Annotated in this window: 21 protein-coding genes and 4 pseudogenes; 11 read left to right on the top strand and 14 right to left on the bottom strand. The window is 62.8% G+C overall.

Annotated features, from left to right (window positions below; all coding sequences use genetic code 11):
* Positions 1 to 13: 13 nt before the first annotated feature.
* From LGH82_RS33650 to LGH82_RS12885, 4 genes and pseudogenes are all read right to left on the bottom strand, one after another.
* Positions 14 to 239, bottom strand: a pseudogene (locus LGH82_RS33650) (2Fe-2S iron-sulfur cluster-binding protein); the annotation flags it as partial.
* On the bottom strand, positions 202 to 504 hold the full coding sequence (locus tag LGH82_RS12875; protein WP_227348828.1) for a sarcosine oxidase subunit delta: 303 nt from the start codon (positions 502 to 504) through the stop codon (positions 202 to 204). The gene LGH82_RS12875 and the pseudogene LGH82_RS33650, both read right to left, overlap by 38 nt.
* 4 nt (positions 505 to 508) lie before the next feature.
* Entirely contained in the window at positions 509 to 1,750 is a 1,242-nt protein-coding gene (locus LGH82_RS12880) for an FAD-dependent oxidoreductase (protein WP_227348829.1), read from the bottom strand.
* Entirely contained in the window at positions 1,740 to 3,140 is a 1,401-nt protein-coding gene (locus LGH82_RS12885) for an MmgE/PrpD family protein (protein ID WP_227348830.1), read from the bottom strand. Before LGH82_RS12885 ends, LGH82_RS12880 begins: the two co-directional genes overlap by 11 nt.
* A gap of 170 nt (positions 3,141 to 3,310) precedes the next feature.
* On the opposite strand from LGH82_RS12885, the gene LGH82_RS12890 reads away from it, so the two are divergent.
* A complete protein-coding gene (locus LGH82_RS12890) occupies positions 3,311 to 4,198 on the top strand; it encodes a LysR substrate-binding domain-containing protein (protein ID WP_227348831.1) in 888 nt (295 codons plus the stop codon).
* A gap of 175 nt (positions 4,199 to 4,373) precedes the next feature.
* Here the strand turns inward: LGH82_RS12890 and LGH82_RS12895 are convergent, their stop codons facing one another.
* The 8 genes and pseudogenes from LGH82_RS12895 to LGH82_RS12930 form a co-directional block, all read right to left on the bottom strand.
* Positions 4,374 to 5,792 carry an FAD/NAD(P)-binding protein gene (locus LGH82_RS12895; RefSeq protein WP_227348832.1) on the bottom strand — a complete coding sequence of 473 codons (1,419 nt, stop codon included), beginning with the start codon at positions 5,790 to 5,792 and terminating at the stop codon, positions 4,374 to 4,376.
* A complete protein-coding gene (gene ssuD / locus LGH82_RS12900) occupies positions 5,789 to 6,964 on the bottom strand; it encodes an FMNH2-dependent alkanesulfonate monooxygenase (RefSeq protein WP_227348833.1) in 1,176 nt (391 codons plus the stop codon). The genes LGH82_RS12895 and ssuD overlap by 4 nt, the downstream gene beginning before the upstream one ends.
* A 33-nt stretch (positions 6,965 to 6,997) precedes the next feature.
* Complete coding sequence (locus tag LGH82_RS12905) at positions 6,998 to 8,245, bottom strand: SfnB family sulfur acquisition oxidoreductase (protein WP_227348834.1); 1,248 nt, start codon at positions 8,243 to 8,245, stop codon at positions 6,998 to 7,000.
* The gene (locus LGH82_RS12910; protein ID WP_227348835.1) at positions 8,242 to 8,856 is read right to left on the bottom strand and encodes an ABC transporter ATP-binding protein; all 615 of its coding nucleotides are present in this window, start codon (positions 8,854 to 8,856) and stop codon (positions 8,242 to 8,244) included. The genes LGH82_RS12905 and LGH82_RS12910 overlap by 4 nt, the downstream gene beginning before the upstream one ends.
* A protein-coding gene (locus LGH82_RS12915) for an IS3 family transposase (protein ID WP_413771365.1) occupies positions 8,744 to 9,894 on the bottom strand; the annotation gives its coding sequence in 2 pieces (ribosomal slippage) (positions 8,744 to 9,630 and positions 9,630 to 9,894; 1,152 coding nt in all). Before LGH82_RS12915 ends, LGH82_RS12910 begins: the two co-directional genes overlap by 113 nt.
* A 113-nt stretch (positions 9,895 to 10,007) precedes the next feature.
* Positions 10,008 to 10,574: pseudogene (locus LGH82_RS12920) on the bottom strand (ABC transporter substrate-binding protein); the annotation flags it as partial.
* Positions 10,575 to 10,624: 50 nt separating this feature from the next.
* Positions 10,625 to 11,674: a branched-chain amino acid ABC transporter permease gene (locus tag LGH82_RS12925; RefSeq protein WP_227348836.1), complete on the bottom strand. Its 1,050-nt coding sequence runs from the start codon at positions 11,672 to 11,674 to the stop codon at positions 10,625 to 10,627.
* 3 nt (positions 11,675 to 11,677) lie between these two features.
* Positions 11,678 to 12,475: pseudogene (locus LGH82_RS12930) on the bottom strand (branched-chain amino acid ABC transporter permease); the annotation flags it as partial.
* Between the two features lie 83 nt (positions 12,476 to 12,558).
* On the opposite strand from LGH82_RS12930, the gene LGH82_RS12935 reads away from it, so the two are divergent.
* A protein-coding gene (locus LGH82_RS12935) for an IS3 family transposase (RefSeq protein ID WP_227344189.1) occupies positions 12,559 to 13,910 on the top strand; the annotation gives its coding sequence in 2 pieces (ribosomal slippage) (positions 12,559 to 12,895 and positions 12,895 to 13,910; 1,353 coding nt in all).
* Between the two features lie 134 nt (positions 13,911 to 14,044).
* Here the strand turns inward: LGH82_RS12935 and LGH82_RS12940 are convergent.
* Positions 14,045 to 14,404 (bottom strand): hypothetical protein, encoded by a 360-nt coding sequence (locus LGH82_RS12940; RefSeq protein WP_227348837.1) that lies wholly within the window; start codon positions 14,402 to 14,404, stop codon positions 14,045 to 14,047.
* Here LGH82_RS12940 and LGH82_RS12945 point away from each other — a divergent pair.
* The 7 genes from LGH82_RS12945 to LGH82_RS12975 all read left to right on the top strand — a co-directional run bounded on the left by LGH82_RS12945 (position 14,375) and on the right by LGH82_RS12975 (position 21,579).
* The gene (locus LGH82_RS12945; RefSeq protein WP_227348838.1) at positions 14,375 to 14,671 is read left to right on the top strand and encodes a hypothetical protein; all 297 of its coding nucleotides are present in this window, start codon (positions 14,375 to 14,377) and stop codon (positions 14,669 to 14,671) included. The two genes, LGH82_RS12940 and LGH82_RS12945, sit on opposite strands and share 30 nt — an antisense overlap.
* Before the next feature lie 48 nt (positions 14,672 to 14,719).
* Positions 14,720 to 16,309 (top strand): ABC transporter substrate-binding protein, encoded by a 1,590-nt coding sequence (locus tag LGH82_RS12950; protein ID WP_227348839.1) that lies wholly within the window; start codon positions 14,720 to 14,722, stop codon positions 16,307 to 16,309.
* 33 nt (positions 16,310 to 16,342) lie between these two features.
* A complete protein-coding gene (locus LGH82_RS12955; RefSeq protein ID WP_227348840.1) occupies positions 16,343 to 17,272 on the top strand; it encodes an ABC transporter permease in 930 nt (309 codons plus the stop codon).
* Positions 17,269 to 18,120, top strand: a complete 852-nt coding sequence (locus LGH82_RS12960; RefSeq protein ID WP_227348841.1) for an ABC transporter permease — start codon at positions 17,269 to 17,271, stop codon at positions 18,118 to 18,120. The genes LGH82_RS12955 and LGH82_RS12960 overlap by 4 nt, the downstream gene beginning before the upstream one ends.
* Complete coding sequence (locus LGH82_RS12965; RefSeq protein WP_227348842.1) at positions 18,117 to 19,076, top strand: ABC transporter ATP-binding protein; 960 nt, start codon at positions 18,117 to 18,119, stop codon at positions 19,074 to 19,076. The genes LGH82_RS12960 and LGH82_RS12965 overlap by 4 nt, the downstream gene beginning before the upstream one ends.
* On the top strand, positions 19,073 to 20,032 hold the full coding sequence (locus LGH82_RS12970; protein ID WP_227348843.1) for an ABC transporter ATP-binding protein: 960 nt from the start codon (positions 19,073 to 19,075) through the stop codon (positions 20,030 to 20,032). The genes LGH82_RS12965 and LGH82_RS12970 overlap by 4 nt, the downstream gene beginning before the upstream one ends.
* Before the next feature lie 68 nt (positions 20,033 to 20,100).
* On the top strand, positions 20,101 to 21,579 hold the full coding sequence (locus tag LGH82_RS12975; protein ID WP_227348844.1) for a M81 family metallopeptidase: 1,479 nt from the start codon (positions 20,101 to 20,103) through the stop codon (positions 21,577 to 21,579).
* Positions 21,580 to 21,672: 93 nt separating this feature from the next.
* On the opposite strand, the pseudogene LGH82_RS12980 reads toward LGH82_RS12975, so the two are convergent.
* Positions 21,673 to 22,019, bottom strand: a pseudogene (locus LGH82_RS12980) (SMP-30/gluconolactonase/LRE family protein); the annotation flags it as partial.
* Between the two features lie 901 nt (positions 22,020 to 22,920).
* Here LGH82_RS12980 and LGH82_RS12985 point away from each other — a divergent pair.
* Positions 22,921 to 23,256, top strand: coding sequence for a helix-turn-helix domain-containing protein (locus LGH82_RS12985; RefSeq protein WP_227348845.1), 336 nt, complete (start codon positions 22,921 to 22,923; stop codon positions 23,254 to 23,256).
* Positions 23,249 to 24,496 carry a type II toxin-antitoxin system HipA family toxin gene (locus LGH82_RS12990; RefSeq protein ID WP_227348846.1) on the top strand — a complete coding sequence of 416 codons (1,248 nt, stop codon included), beginning with the start codon at positions 23,249 to 23,251 and terminating at the stop codon, positions 24,494 to 24,496. The genes LGH82_RS12985 and LGH82_RS12990 overlap by 8 nt, the downstream gene beginning before the upstream one ends.
* The last annotated feature ends 21 nt before the right edge of the window (positions 24,497 to 24,517 follow it).

The following is a 24,517-nucleotide window of genomic DNA, read 5'->3' on the forward strand; positions in this document are numbered from 1 at the left end:
CCGCCACGTTCGGCTCGGACGTCAATTGCACCAGTGTGTTGGCCTCGGCCCCGGCCATGCTGAAGACGCCGCGGGGCCGATGATTTGAACGAGCGTGACAGCAGCCATTGCCCCGACGCCCCCAGCGCGCTGGCGATGCAATCGCCCTCGAAGCCCTCGAACGCCTTGCCTTCGAAGCTGAAGCGAAGCGCCCGACCGCGGTCAATGCGCGAGCCAAAAGGTTCGGGCAGCCGGCTCACGGCCGGCCTTCGTCGTTTGGCGCGTAGGTGCGGATGATCTGATCTCGTTGGTCACCAGATTGCGTTCGGCCAGAAAGAAGAAGTTGCTCGGCACGTGGCGCCACCATTCCACCCCCATACCCTTGCGGTTGTCGGCCCTGAACAGGTGGCGCGCCCATTCGGCGTCGCTTGATGCATCGGGATCGGGTGCGGCCCGCACCGGCCCGAGCGACTGGAATTCGTCGATGTTGCGCGGTCCGTTCATCGGGCAGGTGAGCAGCTTCATGATGTCAATGACTCGCAGCCGTGGCGCCCATTTCGTTGAGCAGCCGGAAAGTCTCGAAGCGCTCCAACGCGAACGGCTTCAACACATCGGGAACGCTGCCCCTAGCGATCGTCTCGGCCATGCGCTTGCCGGCGACCGCAGTGGCCTTGAACCCCCATGTACCCCAGCCGCAGTCCAGCCAGAGGTTGGCGAGTGGGCTGGCGCCCATGATCGGGCTGTAGTCGGGCGTCATGTCGGTGATCCCCGCCCATTGCCTGAGGAGCTTGACCCCTTGCAGAAAGGGGAACAGATGCACCGCGCCCGCCGCCAGATGTTCCTTCATGTCGAGCGTCGAGCGGGTCGAGTAGAGCTGGTAGGGATCGGAACCGCCGCCGATGACGATCTCGCCGCGCGAGGACTGCACCAGATAGGTGTGCAGCGAAACCGATGAGACCAGCGTATCGAGCCAGGGCTTCAGCGGCTGGGTCACCATCGCCTGCAGCGGATAGCAACGGATCGGCAGTTCGATCCCGGCCATCAGCGCGACATCGTAGTTCATGCCGCCGGCGGCGATCAGCACCGCGCCGCAAGCGATGCGGCCGCGGTTCGTCACCACCGTCTTGACTCGGTCGGCGGCCACTTCGACGCTCTGCACTTCGGTGCGCTGATGGATTTCGGCGCCGCGCCGCGATGCCTGCGCGGCAAAGCCCCAGGCCACCGCGTCGTGCCTGGCCGTGCCCCCATCGGCGTGCCAGAGCCCGCCCAGGACTTCGAGCGCGCCGCCACGATCCATGTTGAGTTGCGGCACGATCTCCTCGACACCCCTCGGGTCGACGACTTCGGTGCGTGTTCCCATATGTTTGCCTATCTCGGCCCGCAGGTGGAAGCTGCGCAGCGTCGCCTCCGAATAAGCGAGCGTCAGTTGCCCGCGCTGCGAGAACATGACGTTGAAATCCAGTTCCTGCGACAGGCCCTGGAACAGGGAAACACCCTCCTTGTAGAAGGCGACACCCTCCGGCGTGATGTAGTTGGAGCGGATCGTCGTGGTGTTCCGCGCCGTGTTGCCCCCAGCCAGGTAGCCCTTCTCCAGCACGGCGATGCTGGTGATGCCGTGGTATTTCGACAGATAATGCGCTGACGCCAGCCCGTGGCCGCCGCCGCCGATGATGACCACGTCATAGGATGGCCTCAGCTCCGGCGTCGCCGGAATATCCCCCGTCACCGGATAGTCCTTGCTGAATCCGTATTTGAGCAGGCTAAGCGGCATGATGGCGCTGGCCGGCGGGAGGATCGTAGAGCAGAACCGCGAGGTCGCTGAACCGGCTGCCGGGCGCCGCAAGGTCGAGAATGCCGTCGCGGATCGCCCTTGCCCGCGCCTCGCCCAGCACCGGAGCGGCCAGCTCCATGTATTTTGCCTCGATGTCGTCGGACGTGAACGGCGCCTCGGGTCCGCCACGCGCATGCACGTCGCCGGAATCGAGCACCCGACCGTCCACCGTCTCGATGCTGACATCCGCCCAGCGCCCTTGCGGAAAGCGGGCGCTGTGTCGAGGCGATTCAGTCACCTCGACGCGCTTGAGCATCGCCGCGACGGCCGCGTCCTGGAGACCGGCACCTGAGATATGCTCCAGGCCGACGCGGCCGTGCACGACCATGGTGGCGACCGCGAACGCCAGGCTGTACTGCGCCTTCGACGTGGTGTCGGGCATGCCGGCGAACAACGTAGCGGCGTGGTGAAAGCTGTTGACCCGTACCCTGGCGACCTGCTCCGGTCCCACGCCATGCTCCAGACAGAGAGCACGTGTCCCGTCGATTGCCGCATGCGCCCAGCGGCATACCGGATACGGTTTGATATACTGGCGCGACATCTGCCAGAAGCTTCCGAGGTCGTCCCAGTGGTGCGCCACGTCCGGCGCTTCCAGGGTGATGGCCGGCGCACCGGCGAAGCCGAGCTCAGCGAGCACCGCCGCCGAAAGGCCGACCAGCGCTCCCATGCCCGACCCATCGTGCAGCATGGTCGGCGTTGCGATCTCGCGCATCATCTGGCTGCGCGGCCCGTGATACTCCGCGATGCCGAAGGCATGGCGGAGTTTCTCGTCGCCGAGGCCAATGAAGCGCGAGGCCATGGCAGCCACGCCGAGCGCATTCCAGGCCCCGGACGTATGGTAGTCCGAAACCGTGGCATGCAACGCTATGCCGGCGCGGCCAGCGATTTCGTAGCCGATGACGATGGCGGCCAAAGCCTCGGGTCCGCCGAGATCGGGGGCTGCCTCGGCAAGCGCCGCCAGCGCCGGGATGACCGCCACGCCGATGTGCCCCTTGGTCGGGCTGTAGCCGTCATGACCGTCGAGGTTATCGGTTTGGGTGGCGGCCGCGAAGGCGGCCCCAGCCAAGCTTACGCGGCGGCCGTCGAACAGCATCCGCGCCGCATGCCGGTCCTCGCCGGCGCCGTAGAGCAGCACGGCCGCATCTCGCGCGATCCGCCCTGCCTCCATTGGTCCGGCAGCGATCGTGACGCCAATCGTATCCAGGAATTGCAGCGATGCCGCCCGCAATATTTCATCCGGGAACTGGGTAGCGGGTCTGCGCAGCACGAAATCCGCAATCCTGGCGGTAATCTCGCAAACAGCGGCGGCCTCTTCGGGCTGATCGACCATTGACGCCACCTTCGCGCATCTCCCCCGTCGTGAGCCCTATGATTAATTTGGCCTCGTGGCCCATTCACGTCATAAGTTTGGCGCCATTGGCCAAAAAAATCGATGTCACCCGGTTCGACGCGCTATAAGCTCCCTGTTCCCGCCGTGATCGTCGACCGGAAAAAATCGCGATGAAGCCACCGCCCCCACTCAACTATATCCGTTCGTTCGAATGCTCGGCCCGACACCTGAGCTTCACGCTCGCCGCCAATGAGCTGGGCTACACGCAGGCGGCTGTCAGCAACCACGTCCGGGGGCTGGAACACTATCTCGGCCGGCAACTGTTCATCCGCTATCCTCGCAGTCTCAAGCTGACCGAGATGGGCGAGGCATTCCTGCCGACACTGCGTCAGGCTCTCGACCTGATCGACCATGCAACCGAGGCAATCGTGGCCTCGGCCCGCAACAAGACCGTGGTCATCTCGTGCCCAATGAGCCTTGCGGAAAACTGGATCGCAGGATGCATGGCCGCATTTCGCAATCAGCACCCAGAGATCGAGGTCGTCCTGCACGGCACGATCTGGGAAGACCTCAGCGAGCAGATCGCGGATATCACCATCTCGACGCGGCGCTTCGACGATCGCCCCCCGGCTGGTGTTCCGCTGTGGAACGATCAACTGGTTCTGCTGTGCGCTCCGCAATTGATGATGGGGGCGAACCGGCTCAAGTCGCCGCAGGATATCCTGCATATGGACTGGATCTTCGTTCACGGAAGACAGGAGTACTGGCAGTGCATGGGTGAAGCGCTTGGTATCGATATCTCGGACTATGAAAAGGGAATAACCACGAACGCTTCGAACATCGCGCTGGAATTGGCGGCAAGGGGCGCCGGCTGTGTCGCGACCCAATATTCGCTCGCCAGAACCTACCTGAGCCGCGGCCTTCTCGTCGAACCGTTTCCTGTCCGCACGGCAAGCCCCTGGACCTATTACCTGTCAGAAAGCCAGCTGTCGAAGGGGAGCGTCGTCAAAACCGTCAAGAATTGGATCCTTGGACAGGCGAAAATAGACGTCGCTTAGATGCATTGCCTGCGAGACATGTTTGAACTGGCAGGTAAAATCAGGCGCCGGAGCGCAGCGAAGCTGTCACCGCGCGTCGTGTTCGGCATCGCATGGCGATAGTCCACCCACCGTGAAGGCGAGCCTGTAGCCTGTCGAACGGCCCTTTAAACGCGGGCATTTGAGTTTGCAGCCGTCACGAAGCCTTGCGGCGCAGCGCCGTTCGGTAGTCGAGCCAGTGTTGGATTTCGGCGGCGATGCGCTCGGCATGCGCGGTGACCTCGGGGATACCCATCAGCTCGCCGACGCCCCCGCGAGCAAGAGGCCCGCTGACGAAAATACTGTCAGCCGAACGTCCTGAGGTTCCTACGGCATGGCCGAGATGATCGGTCTCCAGGCCGAGCCCGATAGGGTCGAGCCTGACCAACCCCAGACGCGCAAGCGCGGCAATCGCCGTGTTGGTCCGCAAGATATCGCCATGCGCCGGCCCGGTGGTCACGATCACGGTGTCGAATGTCTCGACGATCACGGCGTTTTCACGCCTCGGCCGCTGGGTGACGCGGATGCCACCATCAGCCTGCTCCGCATTGGCAATCGACGCGGCGCGATAGGCAAGCGTTCCCTCGGCAATGCGGCGATCGAGCACGTCACCGATCTGCGGCGCGACGCGGAAGCGATGCACATCCCAAAGCGCCCGCAGATGGCGCACCACGCGACGTCGCTCGGCAACCGGCAATGCCTTCCAGATCACCTGCCCCTGACGCCGGACCGCGTCGAGCACGGGATGCCAGTCCTGGCCGCCGCGCGCGGCATCGGCGAGCGTGGCCCGGATGCGCCTGAGCAGCACTGTCGTGCTGCGCGACGGTTGGCTGGTGAAATCGCCGACCGGATCGGCCGGTGCGGCGGCGTGGCCGCGCGAGCGGTAGCCATGCCGCGACAGCGCCGTGATGCGGCCACGGTGCCCCTTGCGGTCGAGCGTCGCGATGACATCCGCCGAGGTCAGCCCGGTGCCGACCACGAGGACACGATCGTCGCGCCCGATCGCTTCCAATCGTTCAAGGTCATACGGGTTGGACACGAGACCGGCGGCGCCCGCCACTGCGCGCAAGGCCTGCGGCAGGGCTGGCGGCGGATGCGTCGTCGCGATAACCAGGGCGTCCGCCGCGAGCATTGCGCCGTCGGCAAGGATCAGGCGATAGCCCTCGCCATTGCGCTCGACCGAGGCGACGGCGGACCTGACATGCCGGACCGTCTTGCTGTCCAGAAAGGGCTGGAGGTGGGATTCGACATAGCCCCCGAAAACGCGCCGCCGAGGATAAACAGCGCCGTTGGCAGCGATGGCCTCCGCGTCGTCAACAATGGCGCCGGTCCGTTCCAGCCAGTCGGCGAAATGGCCGGCCTGACCGGAGATCAGCGTCATCCTCGACGCCGCCACATTGATGCGGTGCGCTGGATCGTTCGTCGAATAGGCCAGGCCATGGCCCAGCCGGTCGCGGGGTTCAATAACAACGATATCGGACGTGCCTGCCGGCAACAGGCGCGCCAGGTGAAAGGCGGTTGCCGCCCCGGAAAAGCCGCCACCGATGATGGCAATGACAGGTTGGGAAGCGCTCAAGACTGGCTCGCGCGCAGCGCTGGCGGGCGGTGGTCACCAGCCACCGTTTCGCCGAAAGGTCCCATGTTCACAGTGGTCGGCCGCGTCGAGATTTCATGATCGAGCGGCAGCAACGGCAGCACCAGTTCGCCGAACCGATAGGCCTCCTCCAGATGCGGATAACCGGACAGGATGAAGGTATCGATGCCGATGCGCCGGTATTCGTCGATGCGCTCCGTCACCGTCGCCGCGTCGCCGACCAGCGCGGTGCCGGCACCTCCGCGCACCAGGCCGACGCCAGCCCAAAGGTTCGGGCTGATCTCGAGCTTGTCGCGGCGGCCGCCATGCAGCTGGCTCATGCGCGACTGGCCAACGGAATCCATGCGGGCGAACACCTTCTGCGCCTCGCCGATCGTCTTGTCATCGAGGCGGCTGATCAGCCGCTCGGCATCGGCCCAGGCCTCGTCATTGGTTTCGCGCACGATGACATGCAGCCTGATGCCGAAGCTCACCTGGCGGCCGGCCTTTTCGGCAAGGCCGCGTACATGGTCGACCTTGGCCGCTACGTCCGCCGGTGGTTCGCCCCAGGTCAGGTACTTGTCGATCTGCTCGGCGGCGACCGCGTTGGCCGCCTCCGACGAGCCGCCGAAATAAAGCGGCGGATGCGGCGTCTGCACGGGCGGAAACAGCAGCCGGCCGTCCTCGATATGGAAATGCTTGCCCTCGAAGGCAACGGTCTCGCCGCGCAGCACGGCCTTGTAGATGTCGAGGAACTCCCGCGTCACCTCATAGCGTTCGTCATGACTGAGGAAGATGCCATCACCCTTGTTCTCGACCGGATCGCCGCCGGTGACGACGTTGATGAGCAGGCGCCCACCAGAAATGCGGTCGAGCGTCGAGGTCATGCGCGCGGCGAGCGTCGGCGATTGCAATCCGGGGCGGACGGCAACGAGGAAGCGCAGCCGCTGCGTCAGCGGCGCCAGCGCCGACGCCACGACCCAGCTGTCCTCGCAGCTGCGCCCGGTGGGCAGCAGCGCGCCATAGTAGCCGATGGCATCGGCCGCCTTGGCGACCTGGGTTAGGTAGGGCAGATCGACCGCCCGGCCGCCTTCTGACGTGCCGAGGTAGCGGCTGTCGCCATGGGTCGGCAGAAACCACAGGACCTTGATCCTGTCGGGAATGGCAGTGCTCATGAACAGTCCTCAATGAGTTTACGATGCCCTCGCTCAGCTCCAGGCATGGAGCGGCGGGTTGACGTCGTTCAGGTAGTAATTGCCGAGGATCGCGTATTTCCAGCGCACCGGATCGTGCAGCGTATGGGTGCGGGCGTTGCGCCAGTGGCGATCGAGATTGTGTTCGGCCAAAGTGGACCGCGTGCCGGCCAGCTCGAACAGTCTGTTGGTGGCGGTGATGGCGATCTCGGTGGTGAGGATCTTGGCTTCCGCCACCGCGATCTGTGCTTCCGCGACGGTCTTGCCGTTCGGATCGGCTACCGCGCGGTCGACCGCGAGCCCGGCCTTTTCGAGAATGGCTTCCGCCGCATTGGCGCGCAGGCGGAGATCTCCCACCGCCTGGATCGTATAGGGATCCTGCCAGGCATGATCGACGCCGCTGTCGATCCACGCACGCGATTTTGTCCGCACAAATTCAATCGTCTCATCGATCGCCGCCTTGGCGATGCCGAGGTCGACCGCGGCCTGGATGATCTGGAAGATGGCGCCATCGGCCGTCGGCCTGTCATAGCCCTGATAGCCGGGCACGAGATGCGTCTTCGGCACCTTCACATTGTCGAGCAGGACCGTGCCTGAGAGCGTCGTCTTCTGGCCGAAGCTCGACCAATCGTCGATAACCGTCAGTCCGGGCGCGCCACGATCGGCGATGGCGTACCAGGCGCGGCCCTCGTCATCGAGTGCGACGATCGGCACCAGATGGGCAAGCAGGGCGCCGCTCGAATAGAATTTCTGGCCGTTGACGACGACATGGTCTCCGGCGTCGACGAATTTTGTCTCGAAGTCCGCCGCCCGCTTGGAGCCGAATTCGGAGAACGCATTGCCGAAGCGGGTGCCCGACAGAACCTCGGCGAACAGCAGTTTCTTCTGGGCCTCGTCCGAGACGGTGCGGATGGCCGCCACGACGCCGAGATGGTTCTGCGGGATCTGGCCGAGCGACGGGTCGGCCGCCGAGATGATGGTGATCACCTTCGACAGCGTCACATAGGACAGTTCCGGTCCGCCATAGGCCTTCGGCACATTTATCGACCACAGACCGCTTTGCGAGAACGCGTCGAGCTCCTCCTTCGGCCAGATACGTTCGCGGTCTCGCTTCGAAGCCTCCCTGGCGAATTCGGCGGCCAGCTTCTCGGCGACGGCAACTGCCTCGGCGTCGGTCTTGATGACATGTGCCTTGGCCGAAGGGCGTTCGACCGGCGGCACGGCGCTGCGGATGTCCGACGGCTGCCTAGATTGGATCGTCATGCTGCTGTCTCCTGGGGAAAGTGTTGGGGTGGAAGCGGCGCGCCGCCGAGATAGTAGGACTTGATGTCGTCGCGCTGGCGCAGGTCGGCAGCCGAACCTTCGAGCACGCTGACGCCATTTTCGAGCACGGTGGCACGATCGGCGTATTTCAACGCGATCGCCGAGTTCTGTTCGGCAACGAGGATCGACAGGCCTTCATCGCGGTTGAGCCTCCTCAGCGCGCTGAAGATTTCGTCGACGATCAGGGGCGCGAGACCCATCGAGGGCTCGTCAAGCACGAAGAGTTTCGGCCGCGACATAAGGCCCCGGCCGATCGCCGTCATCTGCTGTTCGCCGCCGGAGGTGAGGCCGGAGCGGGTGCGTCGCTTCTCGAGAAGCCGCGGGAAGAGCGCGTAGACGCGCTCCAGATCGGCCTTGACGCCGGCGCGTGAGGACGAGCGCCCGAGCGCGCCGGTGAACAGGTTTGGACTTGCTTCGGTAAAGTGGAGAGCGGGTTGCTCATTCGGCGGCGTTTCGCTCGAACTGCATCGGGCTGATGTAGTCGAGCGCGGAATGCCGCCGGATGGGATTGTAGAAGCCGTCGATATATCGGGCAATGGCGGCTTGGGCATCGGCGCGGGTAAGGAAAGAGGTGCGCCAGATCAGTTCAGTTTTCAGCGTCTTGAAGAATGTTTCGACCATGGCGTTATCAAAGCAATTGCCCTTGCCTGACATTGAGATGATGACGCCGGCGGCACGCAATTCGGCTTGGTAGTCGATAGAACAATATTGGCTGCCGCGGTCGGAGTGGTGAATGAGGCCGGGTTCCGGCTGCCGCATGACGAACGCCTTGTTGAGCGCTGCCAGAGCCAGGCTGCGGTGTAGCCGGTTGCCAGCAGCCCAGCCAACGACCTTGCGGGCAAACAGATCGATGACGACAGCAAGGTACAACCAGCCCTCCCGCGTCCAGATGTAGGAGATGTCGGCACCCCATTTCTGGTTGGGACCAGTGGCGGCAAAATCCTGGTCGATGACATTGGGGGCAACCGGAAAGGCGTGTTCGCTGTCCGTCGTGCGCTTGAACCGCCGCTTCTGTCTTGCCTGGAGGCCATTCTCCCGCATCAGACGCGCCGTTCGTCGCCGGCCAATGGCAAAGCCATTGTCTTGCAGTTCCCGCGTCATGCGCGGGCTACCATAGGTTCCGTTCGACAGCGCGAACGACGATCGCACATGCGCCAGCATTATCATGTCGTCGCGCTGCCGGCGGCACGCCGGCCGGCGCCCCCAGGCAAAGTAGCCGCTCGGGCTGACACCCAGCGTCGCGCACAAACGGTCCACAGGGAAATCCTTCTTCGCCTGGTCGATGAGCGCGAACCTCACCGACTTCCCTCCTTGACGAAAAAAGCCGTCGCCCGTTTCAAGATATCCCGCTCCTGCCGAAGGATTTCATTCTCCCGCCGCAGCCGTTTCAATTCAGCGGCGACATCAGCATCAGGCGGACGCCCAGGATCGCCCATCTCACGATCCAGCTGCCGACCCATCCATCGCGTCAGCGTCGAGAAACCAACACCAAGATCCTCCGCGATCTGCCGCTTCGTCCGACCGCTCGTTCGCACAAGGCCAACCGCCTCCGCCTTGAACGCATCCGTAAACTGTCTCTGTTTCGTCATCGAGGTCGCCTTTCATCAGAAGGAAACTCTCCACTTTTTCGGGGCAAGTCCAAACTGTCTCTGTTTCGTCATCGAGGTCGCCTTTCATCAGAAGGAAACTCTCCACTTTTTCGGGGCAAGTCCACCTTGCCATAGGGCGAGCCGTGATAGAGCACGACGATCTTCTTGCCCTTGAGCTTGTCGAGGCCGCCTTCCTTGGAGGCGATGTAGTTCACGATGCCGGAAGTCTCGCTGTAGGGATTGAGCAGCAGCGGGAAGACATAGGGAAACACGCGCCCGTCCGTGGTGTCGGTGCGGCCGTGATTGATGGTGATCAGCGGCACCTTGTCCTCGGTGATGCGGTCGATCATGGCGTAGGCGATGCCGACCGAGAGCGGGTTCCAGGCGGCGATGCCGGGATTGCTCTTTAGACGCTCATAGACCTCGACACCCTTTTCGACCTCATATTGCGTCTCGCCCTCGCTCCAGGTCAGCTTGACGCCGTTGACGCCGCCGTCGCGGATGTTGATGAGATTGAGGTAGTCGATGAAGCCGCCGAAGAAGCCTGTGCCGCCAGCGGCATAGGGGCCGACGCGGTAGCTCTGCAGCGGAAAATACTGTTCGTCGGCGTGAGCCGCCGTCGCCCCGAGCACGAGGGCCGCGGCGATCGCCGCTTTTCGGAGGTGACTGAAGAAGGTCATGGGTTGCGTCTCCTGAATTGTGGTCCGTGAGGGAGGATGTCGAGCGGCGCTCAGCTGGACCTTGAGCCGATCCGTCGTTTCAGGCGGTCGAAGAGAGCCGACAGGCCATTCGGTTCCGCGATGAGGAAGATGATGATGAGCGCGCCCAGCACGATGCGCTGGCTCATGTCGAGCACGCCTGAATCGAACACACCCCCGAACAGGAAGGCGCCGAGACGGGACAGGACGAGCGGAAAGACAACTATGAACGCCGCGCCCAGAAACGCGCCGCGTATCGAGGCCAGACCACCGATGATGATGATGAACAGGATCTGGAACGAGCGGTCGAGATTGAAGCCGGCAGGCTCGACGGTGCGCAGATAGGTGAAGGCCCACAGCACGCCGGCGACACCGATGATGAAGGACGAGATGGCGAACGCCAGCAGCTTGGTCCTCAGCACCGGCACGCCGATGACGCGCGCGGCGGTTTCGTTGTCACGCACGGCGATGAAGTTCCGCCCGGTCGCGCTGTTGACCAGCCGCCAGACGAGAGCCGTCAGCACGATGACCGTCGTGACCGACAGCAGGTAGCGCCCAGTCGCGCCGTCAAGCGAGAACCCCGCGACGGCAAGACGTGGCGCGGAAATCACCCCGGACGGGTTGTCGTTGGAGAACCAGCCGAACTTGGTGAGCGCCCATTGCACGAAGAACTGCGCGGCGAGCGTCGAGACGGCCAGGTAGAAGCCGCGCAGCCTAAGGCTCGGCAGCCCGAAGATGACGCCGATGCCGGCCGCCGAAATGCCAGCCAGGATCATGGTCACCGCCAGCGGCAGCCCCTCGATCCTGAGATTGAAATTATAGGCGGCGAAAGCGCCTACCGCCATGAAGGCGGAAGAACCCAGAGACAGCTGGCCGCAATAGCCGGTCAGCACATTGAGGCCGACCGCCGCCAGGCTGAGCGCCAGGAATGGCAGCAGGATCGCCTCGACCAGATAGCTCGACGCATAGGCCGGGACCAACCCGTAAGCGATGACGACCAGAACCGCCGGCAAGGCCAATTTCCGTGCGATTTTCAGCCAGTCGATCGCGGGCGTTGAGGTGTCGAGCGCTTGCACGGCCATCGGTCAGACCCTTTCGACAATCTTCTGGCCAAACAGGCCGGAGGGACGCACCAGCAGGACGACGAGCGCCAGCGCATAGGCGAACCAGCCTTCGATGCCGCCGCCGACGAAGGGGCCGAGATAGACCTCGGCGAGCTTCTCGCTGGCGCCGATGATGAGGCCGCCGACGATGGCACCAAGGATGGAATCGAAGCCGCCGAGCACCAGCACAGGCAGCGCCTTCAAGACGATCAGCGACAGCGAGAACTGGACGCCGAGGCGCGCGCCCCACAACAGCCCTGCGACCAGCGCCACGAACCCGGCAGCAGCCCACACCGTTCCCCAGATCCAGGGCAACCGCAGCCCGACGGCAAGGGCCGCGAACTGGTCGTCGGCGACGGCGCGGAACGCCAGCCCGATCCGCGTCCAGTGGAAGAATGCGCTCAAGCCGGCCACCATCGTCGCGGCAATGCCTGCCGCGACAAGATCGAACGAGGAGATCAGGATGCCGCCGACCTCGAAGGGCGTGTCGTCGATGCCGAGGTCGAGCCCGTGCACCTGCGTGCCCCAGATCAGCTGGGCAGCACCCTCGATGATGTAGGACAGGCCAAGCGTGGCCATGAACAGCGTCATCGGCGAGCGGTTGACCAAGGGCCGCAGCACGGTCCGCTCGATGGTGAAGCCCAGCGCGACCATGACCGCGAAGGTGATGAGCAAAGCAAGGGCGAACGGGATGCCGCGTTCGAGAAGGCTGACGAAGGTCAGTGCCGCGAACAGCACCATCGACCCTTGCGCGAAATTCAGCACGCCCGACGTCTTGTGTTCCCCGTCAGCACCTGTGTCCCAGATTTGAGGTTGTGAATTAAGGAGGGTTTTGATCTCGTCGTCACGACGAAGGAACCAAGATGAGCCCTAAATCCTCAAGTGCCAAGAAGCCTGCCGAGCAGGTGGTAAAGGACATTCGCCGGGCGACCCGGCGGCATTTTTCAGCGGAAGACAAGATCCGGATCGTGCTGGACGGGCTGCGCGGCGAAGACAGCATCGCCGAGCTGTGCCGCAAGGAAGGGATCGCGCAGAGCCTGTATTACACCTGGTCCAAGGAGTTCATGGAGGCCGGCAAGCGCCGATTGGCGGGTGATACCGCTCGTGCTGCCACCAGCGACGAGGTCAAGGATTTGCGCCGGGAGGCCGGCGCGCTGAAGGAATGCGTCGCTGATCTGACACTGGAAAACCGTCTGCTCAAAAAAAGCATGATCGCGGATGGGGACGAGCAAGAATGAGATATCCCGCATCCGAAAAGCTCGAGATCATCAGGATCGTCGAGCAGTCACACCTGCCAACCCGCAAAACGCTGGACCGACTGGGCATCCCGCGCCGGACCTTCTATCGCTGGTATGACCGTTATGTCGAGGGCGGGCCTGAGGCGCTGCAGGATCGGCCCTCGGCGCCGAGCCGGGTGTGGAACCGCATCCCGCCTGCCATCCATGACCAGATCATCGAACTGGCGCTGGAGCAGTCCGAGCTCTCCCCGCGCGAACTGGCAGTACGGTTCACCGACGAGACGCGCTACTTCGTGTCAGAAGCCAGCGTTTACCGGCTCCTCAAGGCCTACGATCTGATCACCAGCCCGGCCTATGTGGTGATCAAGGCGGCGAACGAGTTCCACACCAAGACGACGCGACCCAACGAGATGTGGCAGACGGACTTCACCTACTTCAAGATCATCGGCTGGGGCTGGATGTACCTGTCGACCGTGCTCGACGATTACTCCCGCTACATCATCGCCTGGAAACTGTGCAGCACCATGCGGGCCGAGGACGTCACCGACACGCTGGACATGGCACTTACTGCCTCAGGGTGCGACCAGGCCCATGTGCACCACAAGCCTCGGCTGCTCAGCGATAATGGCCCCAGCTACATCGCCGGCGAACTGGCGGACTATATCCAGGACCAACGCATGAGCCATGTCCGGGGCGCTCCAATGCATCCCCAGACCCAAGGCAAGATCGAGCGCTGGCACCAGACCCTCAAAAACCGAATCCTCTTGGAGAACTACTTTCTGCCCGGCGACCTTGAGGCCCAGATCGCAGCCTTCGTCGAACATTACAACCATCGACGCTACCACGAGAGCCTGGCCAACGTAACGCCAGCCGACGCCTACTTCGGCAGGGCCGCAGCCATTATCAAACAGCGAGAAAGGATCAAACGCCAAACCATCCAACATCGGCGCTTGCAGCACCGCAAGATCGCCGCTTAACATCAACCCCAAGATGAGGCCGACACTCCGCTAATCTGCGATCCAATCTGAGCCAAATGATCTGACGACGGACAGATCTGAAGGACCATCTCAAGCAGGATATAGGCGACCGGCCTTGGCTGATCAGCGATCGGCTACGCGATCTGCAGCGGCGCACGCTTGCGGGAGAAGACGAGCTGGCACGCGGGCTGCAGCTCGAAATAGCAGGCCTGGTTGCCGTCTATGAACTCGCCCATACGGCGGAATGGAAGCGTGTCGTCAAGCGCCTTGCCACGACACCCGCCATTTTCGTTTCCGGTTTCCAGACCGAGCGCGGTGTTGCACAGACCTTCGTCAATCAACTGCAGTATCTGCGCGACCGCGTCCATCTTCTCGATCTGGCCGGCGGCAATTTCAGCGAACTTCTGGCCTCCGACAGCAAGCAGTCCTGCCTCGTTCTCTTCGAGGCCAAGCGCTACTCGCGCATGGCGCGGCTGCTGGCGCAGGAAGCCCAAAAGCTCGGCATCCCGACAACGCTGGTCACGGACGCATTCTGCGACTGGGGTCGCGATCTGGTCGACGAGATGTTTGTGGTCCCGACGGAATTCAATCTGTTCTGGGAATCGACCGCCCAGATGGCGAGTCTGACAAATCTGCTCGTCAACGGCGTCTTCATCGAGCTCGGCCCGGAGGTGGAGCATCGCATGAACGAGGTATCGCGTCTCTACAGCCGCTTCACCGGATATGTCGGCGACCCGAGCGGCCCCTCAATGGGAGAATGATCCGAGACCTACTGCAGCCCAATAACCATAACAACAGGGAACAATGACATGCGTATCGCGACCAAGGCGTTTCTTCTCTCAGGCTCGGCGCTTCTATCCGCCGGCCTCTTCATGACAAGCCTGCCATCGAAGGCAATGGCGCAGGAGGCGACTTTCGCGCTTCCCGCCGGCGAACTGGGCGCAACCTCGTACAATCCGATCACCTCCAGCAACCTCAACTCGGCGACGTCGCTCATCTACGACCGGCTGATCGAGCAAGACGCTGACCAGTCGTTCCATCTGCATCTGGCCACGTCATGGCAGGAAAGCCCGGACGGCATGACCTGGGTGTTCAAGCTGCATCCCGGCGTCAAATTCCATGATGGAGAGCCCTTCAACGCAGAGACTATCGCGGCATGGGTACCGACGTTCATCGGCACCGAGAATGCGTTCATGGTGGAGGCAATCGACAAGGTCGTGGTCGTCGATCCACTGACCGTCAAATTCGTCATGAAGAGGCCGGAGCCGAACATGCTGTACAACCTCGCCAGTTCGTTCATGGGCGTACCCAGCCCCAAATCCTACAAGGCGCTGGGCAAGGACTACGGGGTCACCACCGCCGTCGGCACGGGACCATTCAAGCTGGAAAGCTTTTCGATAGGGCTTGAGACAGAGTTGGTCCGCAATGACGACTATGCTTGGGATTCTGACCTGTCGGTCAACCAGGGCGCGGCGAAGATCGCCAAGATCACCTTTCGCGAGATTCCTGATCAGTCGACTGCATTCCTCGAATTGAAGACCGGTGGCGTCGACGTGCTGCTTGGCGTACCCACAGATTTCCTGTCGATCATCAAGGGCGAAAAGGCAGCCACCATCATCACGATGCCGGGAACCGGCATCAACTACATGCCGATCAATACGTCCGTGGCGCCGTTCACTGACATCAAGGTCCGCCAGGCCACGGCTCTGGCGATCAACCAGAAGGCCATCCTCGACAGCGTCTATGCCGGCGTTGGACAGGAGGCTCACAACTTCCTGATCAGCTCGCTTCCAGAATCTCAGGTGAAGCCCGGCCTCGACGTCAGTTTCGACCTGGCCAAGGCCAATGCGCTGCTCGACGAGGCTGGATGGAAAAAGGCAGCCGACGGTGTGCGCGCCAAGGACGGCCACCCCCTGAAGGTAAAGCTCTTCACGCAAAACGATACGGAGTTCAAGCGGCTTACTCAGGTCGTTCAGGCACAGCTCAAGGATATAGGCATGGATGCCGATATCACCGTGCTCGATTCCAGCACGATCCGCGACGAGTACAAGAAGAACAACCATCAGCTCGCCGTGCGCGGCTACGACTGGAACAACGCCGACATTCTCGACTGGTTCTTCAGCGGGGCGCGGCTTGGCTACCCGAACATCTCGATGTGGAAAGACGCCAAATCCGACGAACTGGACAAGACGGCGATGACCAACTCGAAGACTTCAACCGAGCGCACCGCGAATTTCAGGACCTATCACGAGTATCTTCTATCTCAGTTCCTGTTCGTTCCGATCTACCAGCCGGCAACCAACATCGCCTTCAACCCCAAGACGGTGAGCGTGCCGGAAAAGGTTCGCGGCCCGCGTTTCCGGTCGCAGACAATCATGGATATGCAGGTCCTGCAGTAATCAGCGCTGTTCCTGGGCACCGGAGGAGCCGAGATGATCATCAAATACACGCTGCAACGTCTGCTGATGCTCATTCCGGTGTCCCTGTCGATTTCGGTGGTGATTTTCCTGGTCGTCCATCTGTTGCCCGGTGATCCGATCGACAACCTCATGCGCGTCGGCTCGTCTCCGCAAGACCGGCTCGCAATGACCGTGAAATACGGCCTCGACCGGACACTGGTCGAGCAATATTTGCTGTGGATCAGGAGCATCCTGAGCGGGGATTTCGGCGACGCGATCGTGCTGCGCCGACCGGTTTCGGCCCTGATCTGGCAGAACCTGCCCTACAGCCTGACGCTTGGCGCCCTGGCCTTCGCCTTCTCTTCTATCATCGGCCTGATCGCCGGCACCGTCTCCGCGGTTGCCAAGAACCCTGTGGTGGAACAGGTGGTCAAGGCTTTCATCCTGCTCGGTTCGACGGTACCCAGCTTCTGGCTGGCGCTGCTGATGATCCTGTTGTTTTCGGTGACGCTCGGCTGGTTTCCTGTCTCCGGCGCCAAGACCTGGACGGCACTTGTCCTGCCGGTCCTTACGATCGGGTTCGGCGGCATCGCGCTGGTGGCCCGCGTTACCCGCGTGGCGCTGATCGAAATAGGGCGCCAGGATTTTGTCACGCTGTTGCACGCCAAGGGACTGTCCCGCTCGACCATCCTGTTTCGCCATCTGCTGCCGCACGCCTTTCTGCCGGTCGTCACGATTCTGGCCCTGCGCATTGGCTGGATCCTCGGCGGCGCGGTCACCGTCGAATTCGTCTTTGGCCGACCGGGGCTCGGCAGCCTGCTCATCCGTGCGCTCGGTCAGCGTGATTATCCGGTCGTGCAGGGATGCCTGCTCATGCTGGCGCTTGCCGTGATGCTAGGAACGCTGGTCGGCGACGTCGCCCAGGCGGCGATGGACCCGCGCGTCCGGGAAGCCACCACATGAACGCATTGGCCCAGTCCGGCGTCGGTCGCGCCTTCGCAACGCCGCTCGGCCTGTTTTCGGGCGGCTACATCCTGGTCATACTGGCGGTCGCGCTAACCGCGCCGTGGATCACGCCCTTCGATGTCACCATCCAGGACCTGGCCAACAGCAATGCCGCACCGGGTTGGCCGCATCTGATGGGCACAGACGAGTTTGGCCGCGATGTCCTCTCGCGCGTCATGTACGGCGCGCGCACCTCGCTGTCGGTCAGCGCAACGGCCATTGGTTTCTCAATGATCGTTGGGATGGCGCTCGGCGCCGCCGCCGGCTATTTCGGCGGCCTGTTCGAACGCGCCGTGATGACGGTCGTCGATCTGACATGGTCGTTTCCCGACATCCTGATCGCGCTCATGCTGGTGGCGATCATCGGCCCCGGCCTGTCCAGCACGATGTTTGCCATCGCCGTTGCCTACCTGGCACAATTCACCCGGCTGACCCGGGCACAAATCGTCCAGCTGAAGCGCGAGACGTTCATTGAGGCAACCGTCAACCTGGGTGCCAAGCCCAGTCACATCCTGTTGCGTCACCTGCTGCCAAATGCCGTTGCACCAGTCATCGTGGTCGGCATGCTCGCAATCGGCGACGGTATCATCCTGGAGGCGACGCTCGGCTTCTTCGGCCTTGGCGCGCAGCCGCCCACGCCAAGCTGGGGTGCGATGATGAGCAGCGGCACCGCGCAGCTTTTCCTGGCGCCCTGGGTCATCATCTTTCCTGGCCTCGTCGTTGCCGTAACCGTGATTGCCATCAACCTGTTCGGCGATGCGTTGATCCGGGCACTCGACATCCGCGAACGGCTGCGCGGAACATGAGCACGATCCTGAAAGTGGAGGATCTTCGCGTTGCGATCGGCACGCTCACGCCATTGTCCAGCGTGTCGTTTTCGCTCGAGAAAGGTCAGACCCTGGGACTGGTTGGCGAATCCGGATCGGGAAAGTCGCTGACCGCCATGGCCATCATGGGGCTGCTGCCACTGATCGGCGGGCGTATCACCGGCGGCTCTGTGGTCTTTGACGGCGGTGACTTGACCGCTTTGCCTGAACCAGCCTACCGGAAACTGCGCGGTGGCCGCATCGGCCTGATCACGCAGAATCCGATGACGTCGCTCGACCCTCTGAAAAAGGTCGGCCCGCAGATCGATGTCGTGGCACGGCTGCATCTTGGCATCAGCAAATCGGCCGCGCGCAACCGCATCGTCGAGCTTCTCGGCGAACTGCGCATTCCAGAACCGGCCTCCATCTATCACCTCTATCCCCACCAATTGTCCGGCGGCATGAAGCAGCGCATCGTCATCGCCATGGCGCTTGCGGCCGACCCTGATCTCCTGATCGCCGACGAACCGACCACGGCGCTCGACGTCACCGTGCAGGCGCAGATCATCCGGCTGCTGGGCGACCTGATCCGGGACCGGGGCCTCAGCATGGTGCTGATCACCCACGATATGAGCGTCGTTGCCCAAGCCTGCGACAAGGTCGTGGTGATGTATGCCGGGACCGCGGTCGAATATGGAACCGTCGCGGCGATTTTCGATGATCCGCGCCATCCCTATACAAAGGCACTGATCGGCTGCATCCCGCGCGGATTGGCAGGCGCACACCGCCTGAAGGGCATCGAGGGCACCGTCCCAAGCGTCGCGCACTATCCGGAAGGTTGCCGCTTTCACCCGCGCTGCCCGCGCGCCGAGGCAATCTGCGCCGCCGTGTCACCACCTTTCATAGCCAGCGGTGATGGCGCCGCCGCATGCCATTTTGCCGGAGCGGTCGGATGAGCGCGTTCCTGGAAGTCCGCAGCCTGTCCAAACGATACACCAGCAAGCGCGGCCTGTTCGGCGCGGCCCGCTCGATGTACGCGGTCAATGACGTGTCGTTCCAGATGACGAAGGGCCGCGTTGTCGGCGTTGTCGGTGAATCAGGCTGTGGAAAGTCCACGCTGGCGCGTCTCATCTTGCGCCTGATCGAACCGTCGAGCGGTGCGGTCCATTTTGATGGGCTGGATTTGCTGACGCAGCGCCCTCGCGAGATGCGCCGTCTGCGCGCACGCATGCAGATGGTGTTCCAGGACCCCTATTCGGCTATCGATCCCCGCTACACCGTTGCCGATGCAGTGATGGAGCCGTTCCAGATCCAGGGGGTACACCTTTCGTCAGCCGCGAGATCCGACATGACCATCGGATTGCTGAGCATGGTCGGGCTCAACCCTCAGACAGCATCGAGCTACCCACATCAGCTTTCAGGCGGCCAGAAGCAGCGCGTCGGCATCGCGCGCGCGCTTGCGCTCAAGCCGGCGCTTCTGGTGCTGGACGAGCCGACGGCCTCGCTGGACGTCTCGATCCAGGCCCAGATCGTTGGCCTGCTCGAACGGCTGCAGGAGGAAATGGGCCTGACCTATCTGTTCATTTCTCATGACCTCGCGCTGGTAAAATATTTTTGCGACGAAGTGCTGGTGATGTATCTCGGCCGCGTCGTCGAGGCGTTACCCGATACCGACGCGCCTGCGCGCCATCCCTATACCAGAACGCTGCTCGACAGCACGTTCCAGCCCGATCCGAAGCTGCGTCGCCGCATCCAGCCCCTGGCCGGAGAGGTGCCGAGCCCGTTTGATCTTGGACCGGGCTGCGCCTTCTCGGCGCGCTGCCCAAGGGCGAGCGAACGTTGCCGGGTGGAAACGCCACTTCTGGCCGCTTCCGGAGGAGGTCACGCCGTAGCCTGCCACCATCCGGACTGACCCACGCGCCGAATTGCCGCCCCTTTGCGGTTGCCGCGCCCCGAATTCATGCATGCCTGGAGTAACTTATGACCTTCAAAGTCCTGACTGCGGAAATCTACCACGAGACCAACACGTTCAGCCGCCATCCGACCGATGAGCAGGCGTTCCGCGACCGCTATTTCCTGATCGGAGCGGAAGCCATTGCCCAGCGGAGCGACGCCAACACAGAGCTTGCCGGTTTCCTTGATGTGGCGCGTGCCCGCGACTGGCAGGTCGAGCATGTGCTGAGTTCCGCCGCTGGCCCGAGCGGCAGGGTCACGCTCGCTGCGTTCGACTGGCTATGCGAACCGTTGATCGCTGCCGCGAAAGTTGGAAATTTCGACGGGATTTTGCTGGGACTGCATGGCGCGATGGTTCCCGACTTTTGCGAAGACGGCGAAGGCGAACTGCTTCGGCGCCTGCGTGCCGTGATCAGTCAGGCCGTGCCGATTGCCATTACGCTTGACCCGCACGCCAACGTCAGCCGGCAGATGTGCGAGATCGCCGATATCATCGTCGCCTTCAAGACCTATCCGCATGTCGACATGCGTGAGATCGGCCGGCAGGCCGGCGAAATCCTGCAGCGCACGATGGCCGGCGAGATCAAGCCGCGCACGATCAGCGCCAGGCGCCCCATGCTCGAGGAGGTCAATGGCGGGCGCACCGACATCGGTCCGATGCTCGAGCGGCTCGCATCGGCGCGGGCCTACGAAGCAGAAGGCGACGTTTTTGCAGTCAGCATCAATGGCGGCTTCGCCAGCGCCGATATTGCCGAGGTCGGCCCGACCGTGCTGGTCACCGGCCAAGGCGATTTCGATGCGCACCAGGCCTTTGCCGAAACAATCGCCGACGACATCTGGGAGAGACGCCACGAGGTGCTGAACGAGTATGTCAGCGTCGAAACGGCGGCGGCTGTTGCCGTGGCCTACAAATCGGACGATGGCCCGCTTGTCATCGCCGATTATGCCGACAATCCTGGCGGTGGTGGCTATGGCGACTCGACCAATCTGTTGAAGGCGATGCTCGATGCAGGTGTGACGGACGCCTGCTTCGGTCCGATGGTCGATGGCGAGGCTGCGGCGGCCTTGCATGGGTGCGCCGTTGGCGAACGCGTCGAGATCGCGCTCGGCGGCAAGACCGACGCCCGCTTCGGCGGCGGTCCGCTCGAACTCAATGCTGAGATCGTCGCGTTGAGCGATGGCCACTTCGTCGGCAACGGGCCGATGATTGGCGGACTGCCTGGCAATTTCGGGAGGAGTGCGGTGCTGCGCGTCGACGGCATCGAAATCCTGATCGTGACCATCGCCCAGCAGATGCTGGACCTCCAGCAGTTCCGGGCATTCGGCATCAACCCAGTGGAGAAGCGGATGGTCGCATTGAAATCGATGCAGCACTTCCGTGCCGCGTTCGCGCCGATTGCCGGCAAGATCATCGTCTGCGATAGTGGCGCGCTTTGTACGCCTCACTACGAGCGGATGCCGTATCGGAATGTACCGCGGCCTATCTTTCCACTCGATCAGGAATGACGGCACCAACAGTCATTCCCGATAAGTTGTCGGTTTCCAGTTGTGGATGGAAATGATGTCCCGCAGTTCCGTGCGCACCGCACGGAAGAGGCCCTTGCGCCCGACATAATCCGAAATGATCCCATAATTGGGGCCGGTGAACCAGATGCTGCCGTCGGACTTCACGACCATATCGTTTGGTGAGTTCAACGGCTTGCCGTCGAAAGGTGATCGAGCCGTCCCATTCCGTGCGCACGACGCGGCGCTCCCGCCGCATGCAAGTGACCAGCCTTCCGTTCCCGTCGCGTGTATTGCCGTGCGGGTTGGAGACATGGCCGCGGAAAAGGCGAAACCGCTCCGGTCTCCTCGTCCCAGCGCAGCATCCGGTCGTTGGGAATATCGCTCCAGATCAGCGACCGGAGGTCTGCGGAATAGACCGGCCCTTCCGCCCAGCGATTTCCCTTCTGGGGGACGCCCGCGAGAAAACGCCTGCGCGACCAAGGCAGCGTTGTAATTGATGTGATAGGCGGGCATCGTCATTGCCCAGGGATTGAGGCAGCCGTTGAATGATGGTCTTCGGGCACGAAGCAAACCCACCCTATTTGCACGTCGTTGCGCGCCGCAACTCTCCAACATGCCGACTGCGCTTTACACCCCTTCCAACTTCGTTCAGATCAACCCTGTGTTTTGCTAGGAGATCGAAAGAGGTTATCGCAACCAGACAGCGGAAGGTGACGATCGGGCCGGGGCGGCTCGGCAAGCTACGCCATTGCCATCGCTTCCCCTATTCCCACTCGATTATTAAAACAGCACCCAACCAATTGAAATCATTTGATAATTTATTCTGGCGACGAGAGAATTCCGACGCGGAGGCCGTCAAAAAGTTACGCTTCTGATTTTAAAGGGAAAATCGCCGGAAAATTTATTTAGAGGTTTCGCCAACTATCGGGACCAGTCGGTCGATTTTTGCACCTCGCGGCGTCCGGCAGCGCACCGACTCCGTCTCGGAAAGTACCGTCAGCGATCCATACCACGCTTATAAGGTGGATGCCATTGGGTCGGGGGACATGCCCCCTGCATCAACGTTCGGCGGCTCGATCCAGCCGGCTTCGAACTCGTGCGCTCCGACGACATTCCCGGAGATTTCCGACCGGAGGGAAACTGCGGTTCATCGCACGTTCGCCGTAGCCCTCGCGGCTGCAATACACGGGCCGCAATCGGTTCGCCCAGAGCTATATCGCACGACCACCAACAGGCCCTCCTCCCTCTGTAGCCGGGCCTCTCGATCCCGCCGCCCAAGGGCTGTATTTTTTGTAATCTTCGTGCTACATATTCCGTCGATCCGTAGCGCGAAGATACCAAATGCCCACTCCGCACCACCCTCCTGCCGCCGTGCGCCGCGCCCTACGCAAGCTCGGCGCGGATATCCACGACGCCCGGCGTCGGCGGCGACTGCCGATGGCGGTGGTGGCGGAGCGCGCCTTTACGTCCCGCTCGACCCTGCAAAAGATCGAAGCCGGCGACACCAACGTCAGCATCGGCATCTACGCCGCCGTCCTTCAGGCGCTCGGCCTGCTCGAGGGCCTGAGCCAGGTCGCCGACATCAGCAACGACAGCGTCGGACAGGCGCTGGCAAGCGCCGACCTGCCCAAGCACGTCCACCTCAAACGAACAGCCGGATCGTCCAACGATGGCTGACTTCGAGGTCCATATCGAGCTGGATGGCCGCACACGGCCGGTCGGATTGGCGAGAAGTAACCGGGTCCGAGGCACAGAAACCGTGCTCTTCGAATACGCTGCCGGATGGCTCGACGACCCCGAGCGCTTCTCTCTTGAGCCGGCTCTTACCCTGACCCGGGGCGCCTTCGCCCCTCCTGCGGGACAGGCCACCTTCGGCTCCATCGGTGACTCCGCGCCCGACACTTGGGGCCGCCGCCTGATGCAGCGAGCCGAGCGGCGTCTCGCCGAACGCGAGGGCCGCCCCGTCCGCACTCTGGCGGAGAGCGATTATCTGCTCGGCGTCGCAGACGAGACGCGTCTTGGCGCGCTCCGATTCCGCTGGGCGGGCGAAGAGGTATTCCAGGCGCCGATCCGCGCGGGTGTTCCCGCCCTGATCGACCTCGGCCGCTTGCTCCAGATCACCGAGCGGATTCTCCGGGACGAAGAAACGGACGAGGATCTCCAGCTCATCTTTGCGCCGGGATCGTCCCTCGGCGGCGCGCGGCCCAAGGCGTCGGTCACCGATCAGCATGGGCGCCTCTCCATCGCCAAGTTTCCGAAGGAGACCGACGACTACAGTATGGAGACCTGGGAGGAGATCGCCCTGCGGCTGGCCGGGCGTGCCGGCATCGCCACGCCGGACCATGAGCTGATTGAGGTTGCGGGCAAGGCGGTGCTGCTATCGCGGCGCTTCGATCGCGCTGGCGCCGTTCGAATTCCTTTCCTCTCGGCCATGGCGATGATGGGAGCCAAGGACGGCGAGCGCGGCAGTTACCCGGAGATCGTTGACGCCCTTGTGCAGCATGGCGCCCAAGGAAAGACCGACGCCCACGCCCTCTATCGACGTGTCGTCTTCAACGTCCTGATCTCGAATGTCGACGATCACCTGCGCAACCACGGCTTCCTCTGGCTGGGCAAAGCGGGATGGTCGCTCTCCCCGGCCTACGACCTCAATCCCGTACCGACCGATCTCAAAGCGCGTGTGCTGACGACGAACATTGATCTCGACGAAGGCACCTGTTCGATCGACCTTCTCGAGGCGGCGGCGGAGTATTTCGGCCTCAGCCTCCCCGCAGCGCGCACCATCATCAAAGATGTCGCGTCGGTGACGGCCGCATGGCGAGAGACCGCGAAGGAAGCCGGCGCCCGGGCCGCCGAAATCACCCGCATGGCGAGCGCCTTCGAGCATGACGATCTCAAGCGGGCGCTGGCGCTATGAAAGTGACTTCCGTTGATTGCA

It is taken from the genome of Mesorhizobium sp. PAMC28654, assembly GCF_020616515.1.
Taxonomy (GTDB): Bacteria; Pseudomonadota; Alphaproteobacteria; order Rhizobiales; family Rhizobiaceae; genus Mesorhizobium.

Coding starts and splice junctions, on each gene's coding strand:
- ssuD (WP_227348833.1), bottom strand. CDS start 6,964: ATGAGCACTGCCATTCCCGACAGGATCAAGGTCCTGTGGTTTCTGCCG.
- LGH82_RS12965 (WP_227348842.1), top strand. CDS start 18,117: ATGAGCACGATCCTGAAAGTGGAGGATCTTCGCGTTGCGATCGGCACG.
- LGH82_RS12955 (WP_227348840.1), top strand. CDS start 16,343: ATGATCATCAAATACACGCTGCAACGTCTGCTGATGCTCATTCCGGTG.
- LGH82_RS12890 (WP_227348831.1), top strand. CDS start 3,311: ATGAAGCCACCGCCCCCACTCAACTATATCCGTTCGTTCGAATGCTCG.
- LGH82_RS12885 (WP_227348830.1), bottom strand. CDS start 3,140: ATGGTCGATCAGCCCGAAGAGGCCGCCGCTGTTTGCGAGATTACCGCC.
- LGH82_RS12950 (WP_227348839.1), top strand. CDS start 14,720: ATGCGTATCGCGACCAAGGCGTTTCTTCTCTCAGGCTCGGCGCTTCTA.
- LGH82_RS12970 (WP_227348843.1), top strand. CDS start 19,073: ATGAGCGCGTTCCTGGAAGTCCGCAGCCTGTCCAAACGATACACCAGC.
- LGH82_RS12960 (WP_227348841.1), top strand. CDS start 17,269: ATGAACGCATTGGCCCAGTCCGGCGTCGGTCGCGCCTTCGCAACGCCG.
- LGH82_RS12875 (WP_227348828.1), bottom strand. CDS start 504: ATGAAGCTGCTCACCTGCCCGATGAACGGACCGCGCAACATCGACGAA.
- LGH82_RS12985 (WP_227348845.1), top strand. CDS start 22,921: ATGCCCACTCCGCACCACCCTCCTGCCGCCGTGCGCCGCGCCCTACGC.
- LGH82_RS12975 (WP_227348844.1), top strand. CDS start 20,101: ATGACCTTCAAAGTCCTGACTGCGGAAATCTACCACGAGACCAACACG.
- LGH82_RS12910 (WP_227348835.1), bottom strand. CDS start 8,856: ATGCCCAAGCCGCCATTGCCCGATATATCGACGGCTTCTACAATCCCA.
- LGH82_RS12925 (WP_227348836.1), bottom strand. CDS start 11,674: ATGGCCGTGCAAGCGCTCGACACCTCAACGCCCGCGATCGACTGGCTG.
- LGH82_RS12880 (WP_227348829.1), bottom strand. CDS start 1,750: ATGCCGCTTAGCCTGCTCAAATACGGATTCAGCAAGGACTATCCGGTG.
- LGH82_RS12990 (WP_227348846.1), top strand. CDS start 23,249: ATGGCTGACTTCGAGGTCCATATCGAGCTGGATGGCCGCACACGGCCG.
- LGH82_RS12945 (WP_227348838.1), top strand. CDS start 14,375: ATGGCGCGGCTGCTGGCGCAGGAAGCCCAAAAGCTCGGCATCCCGACA.
- LGH82_RS12905 (WP_227348834.1), bottom strand. CDS start 8,245: ATGACGATCCAATCTAGGCAGCCGTCGGACATCCGCAGCGCCGTGCCG.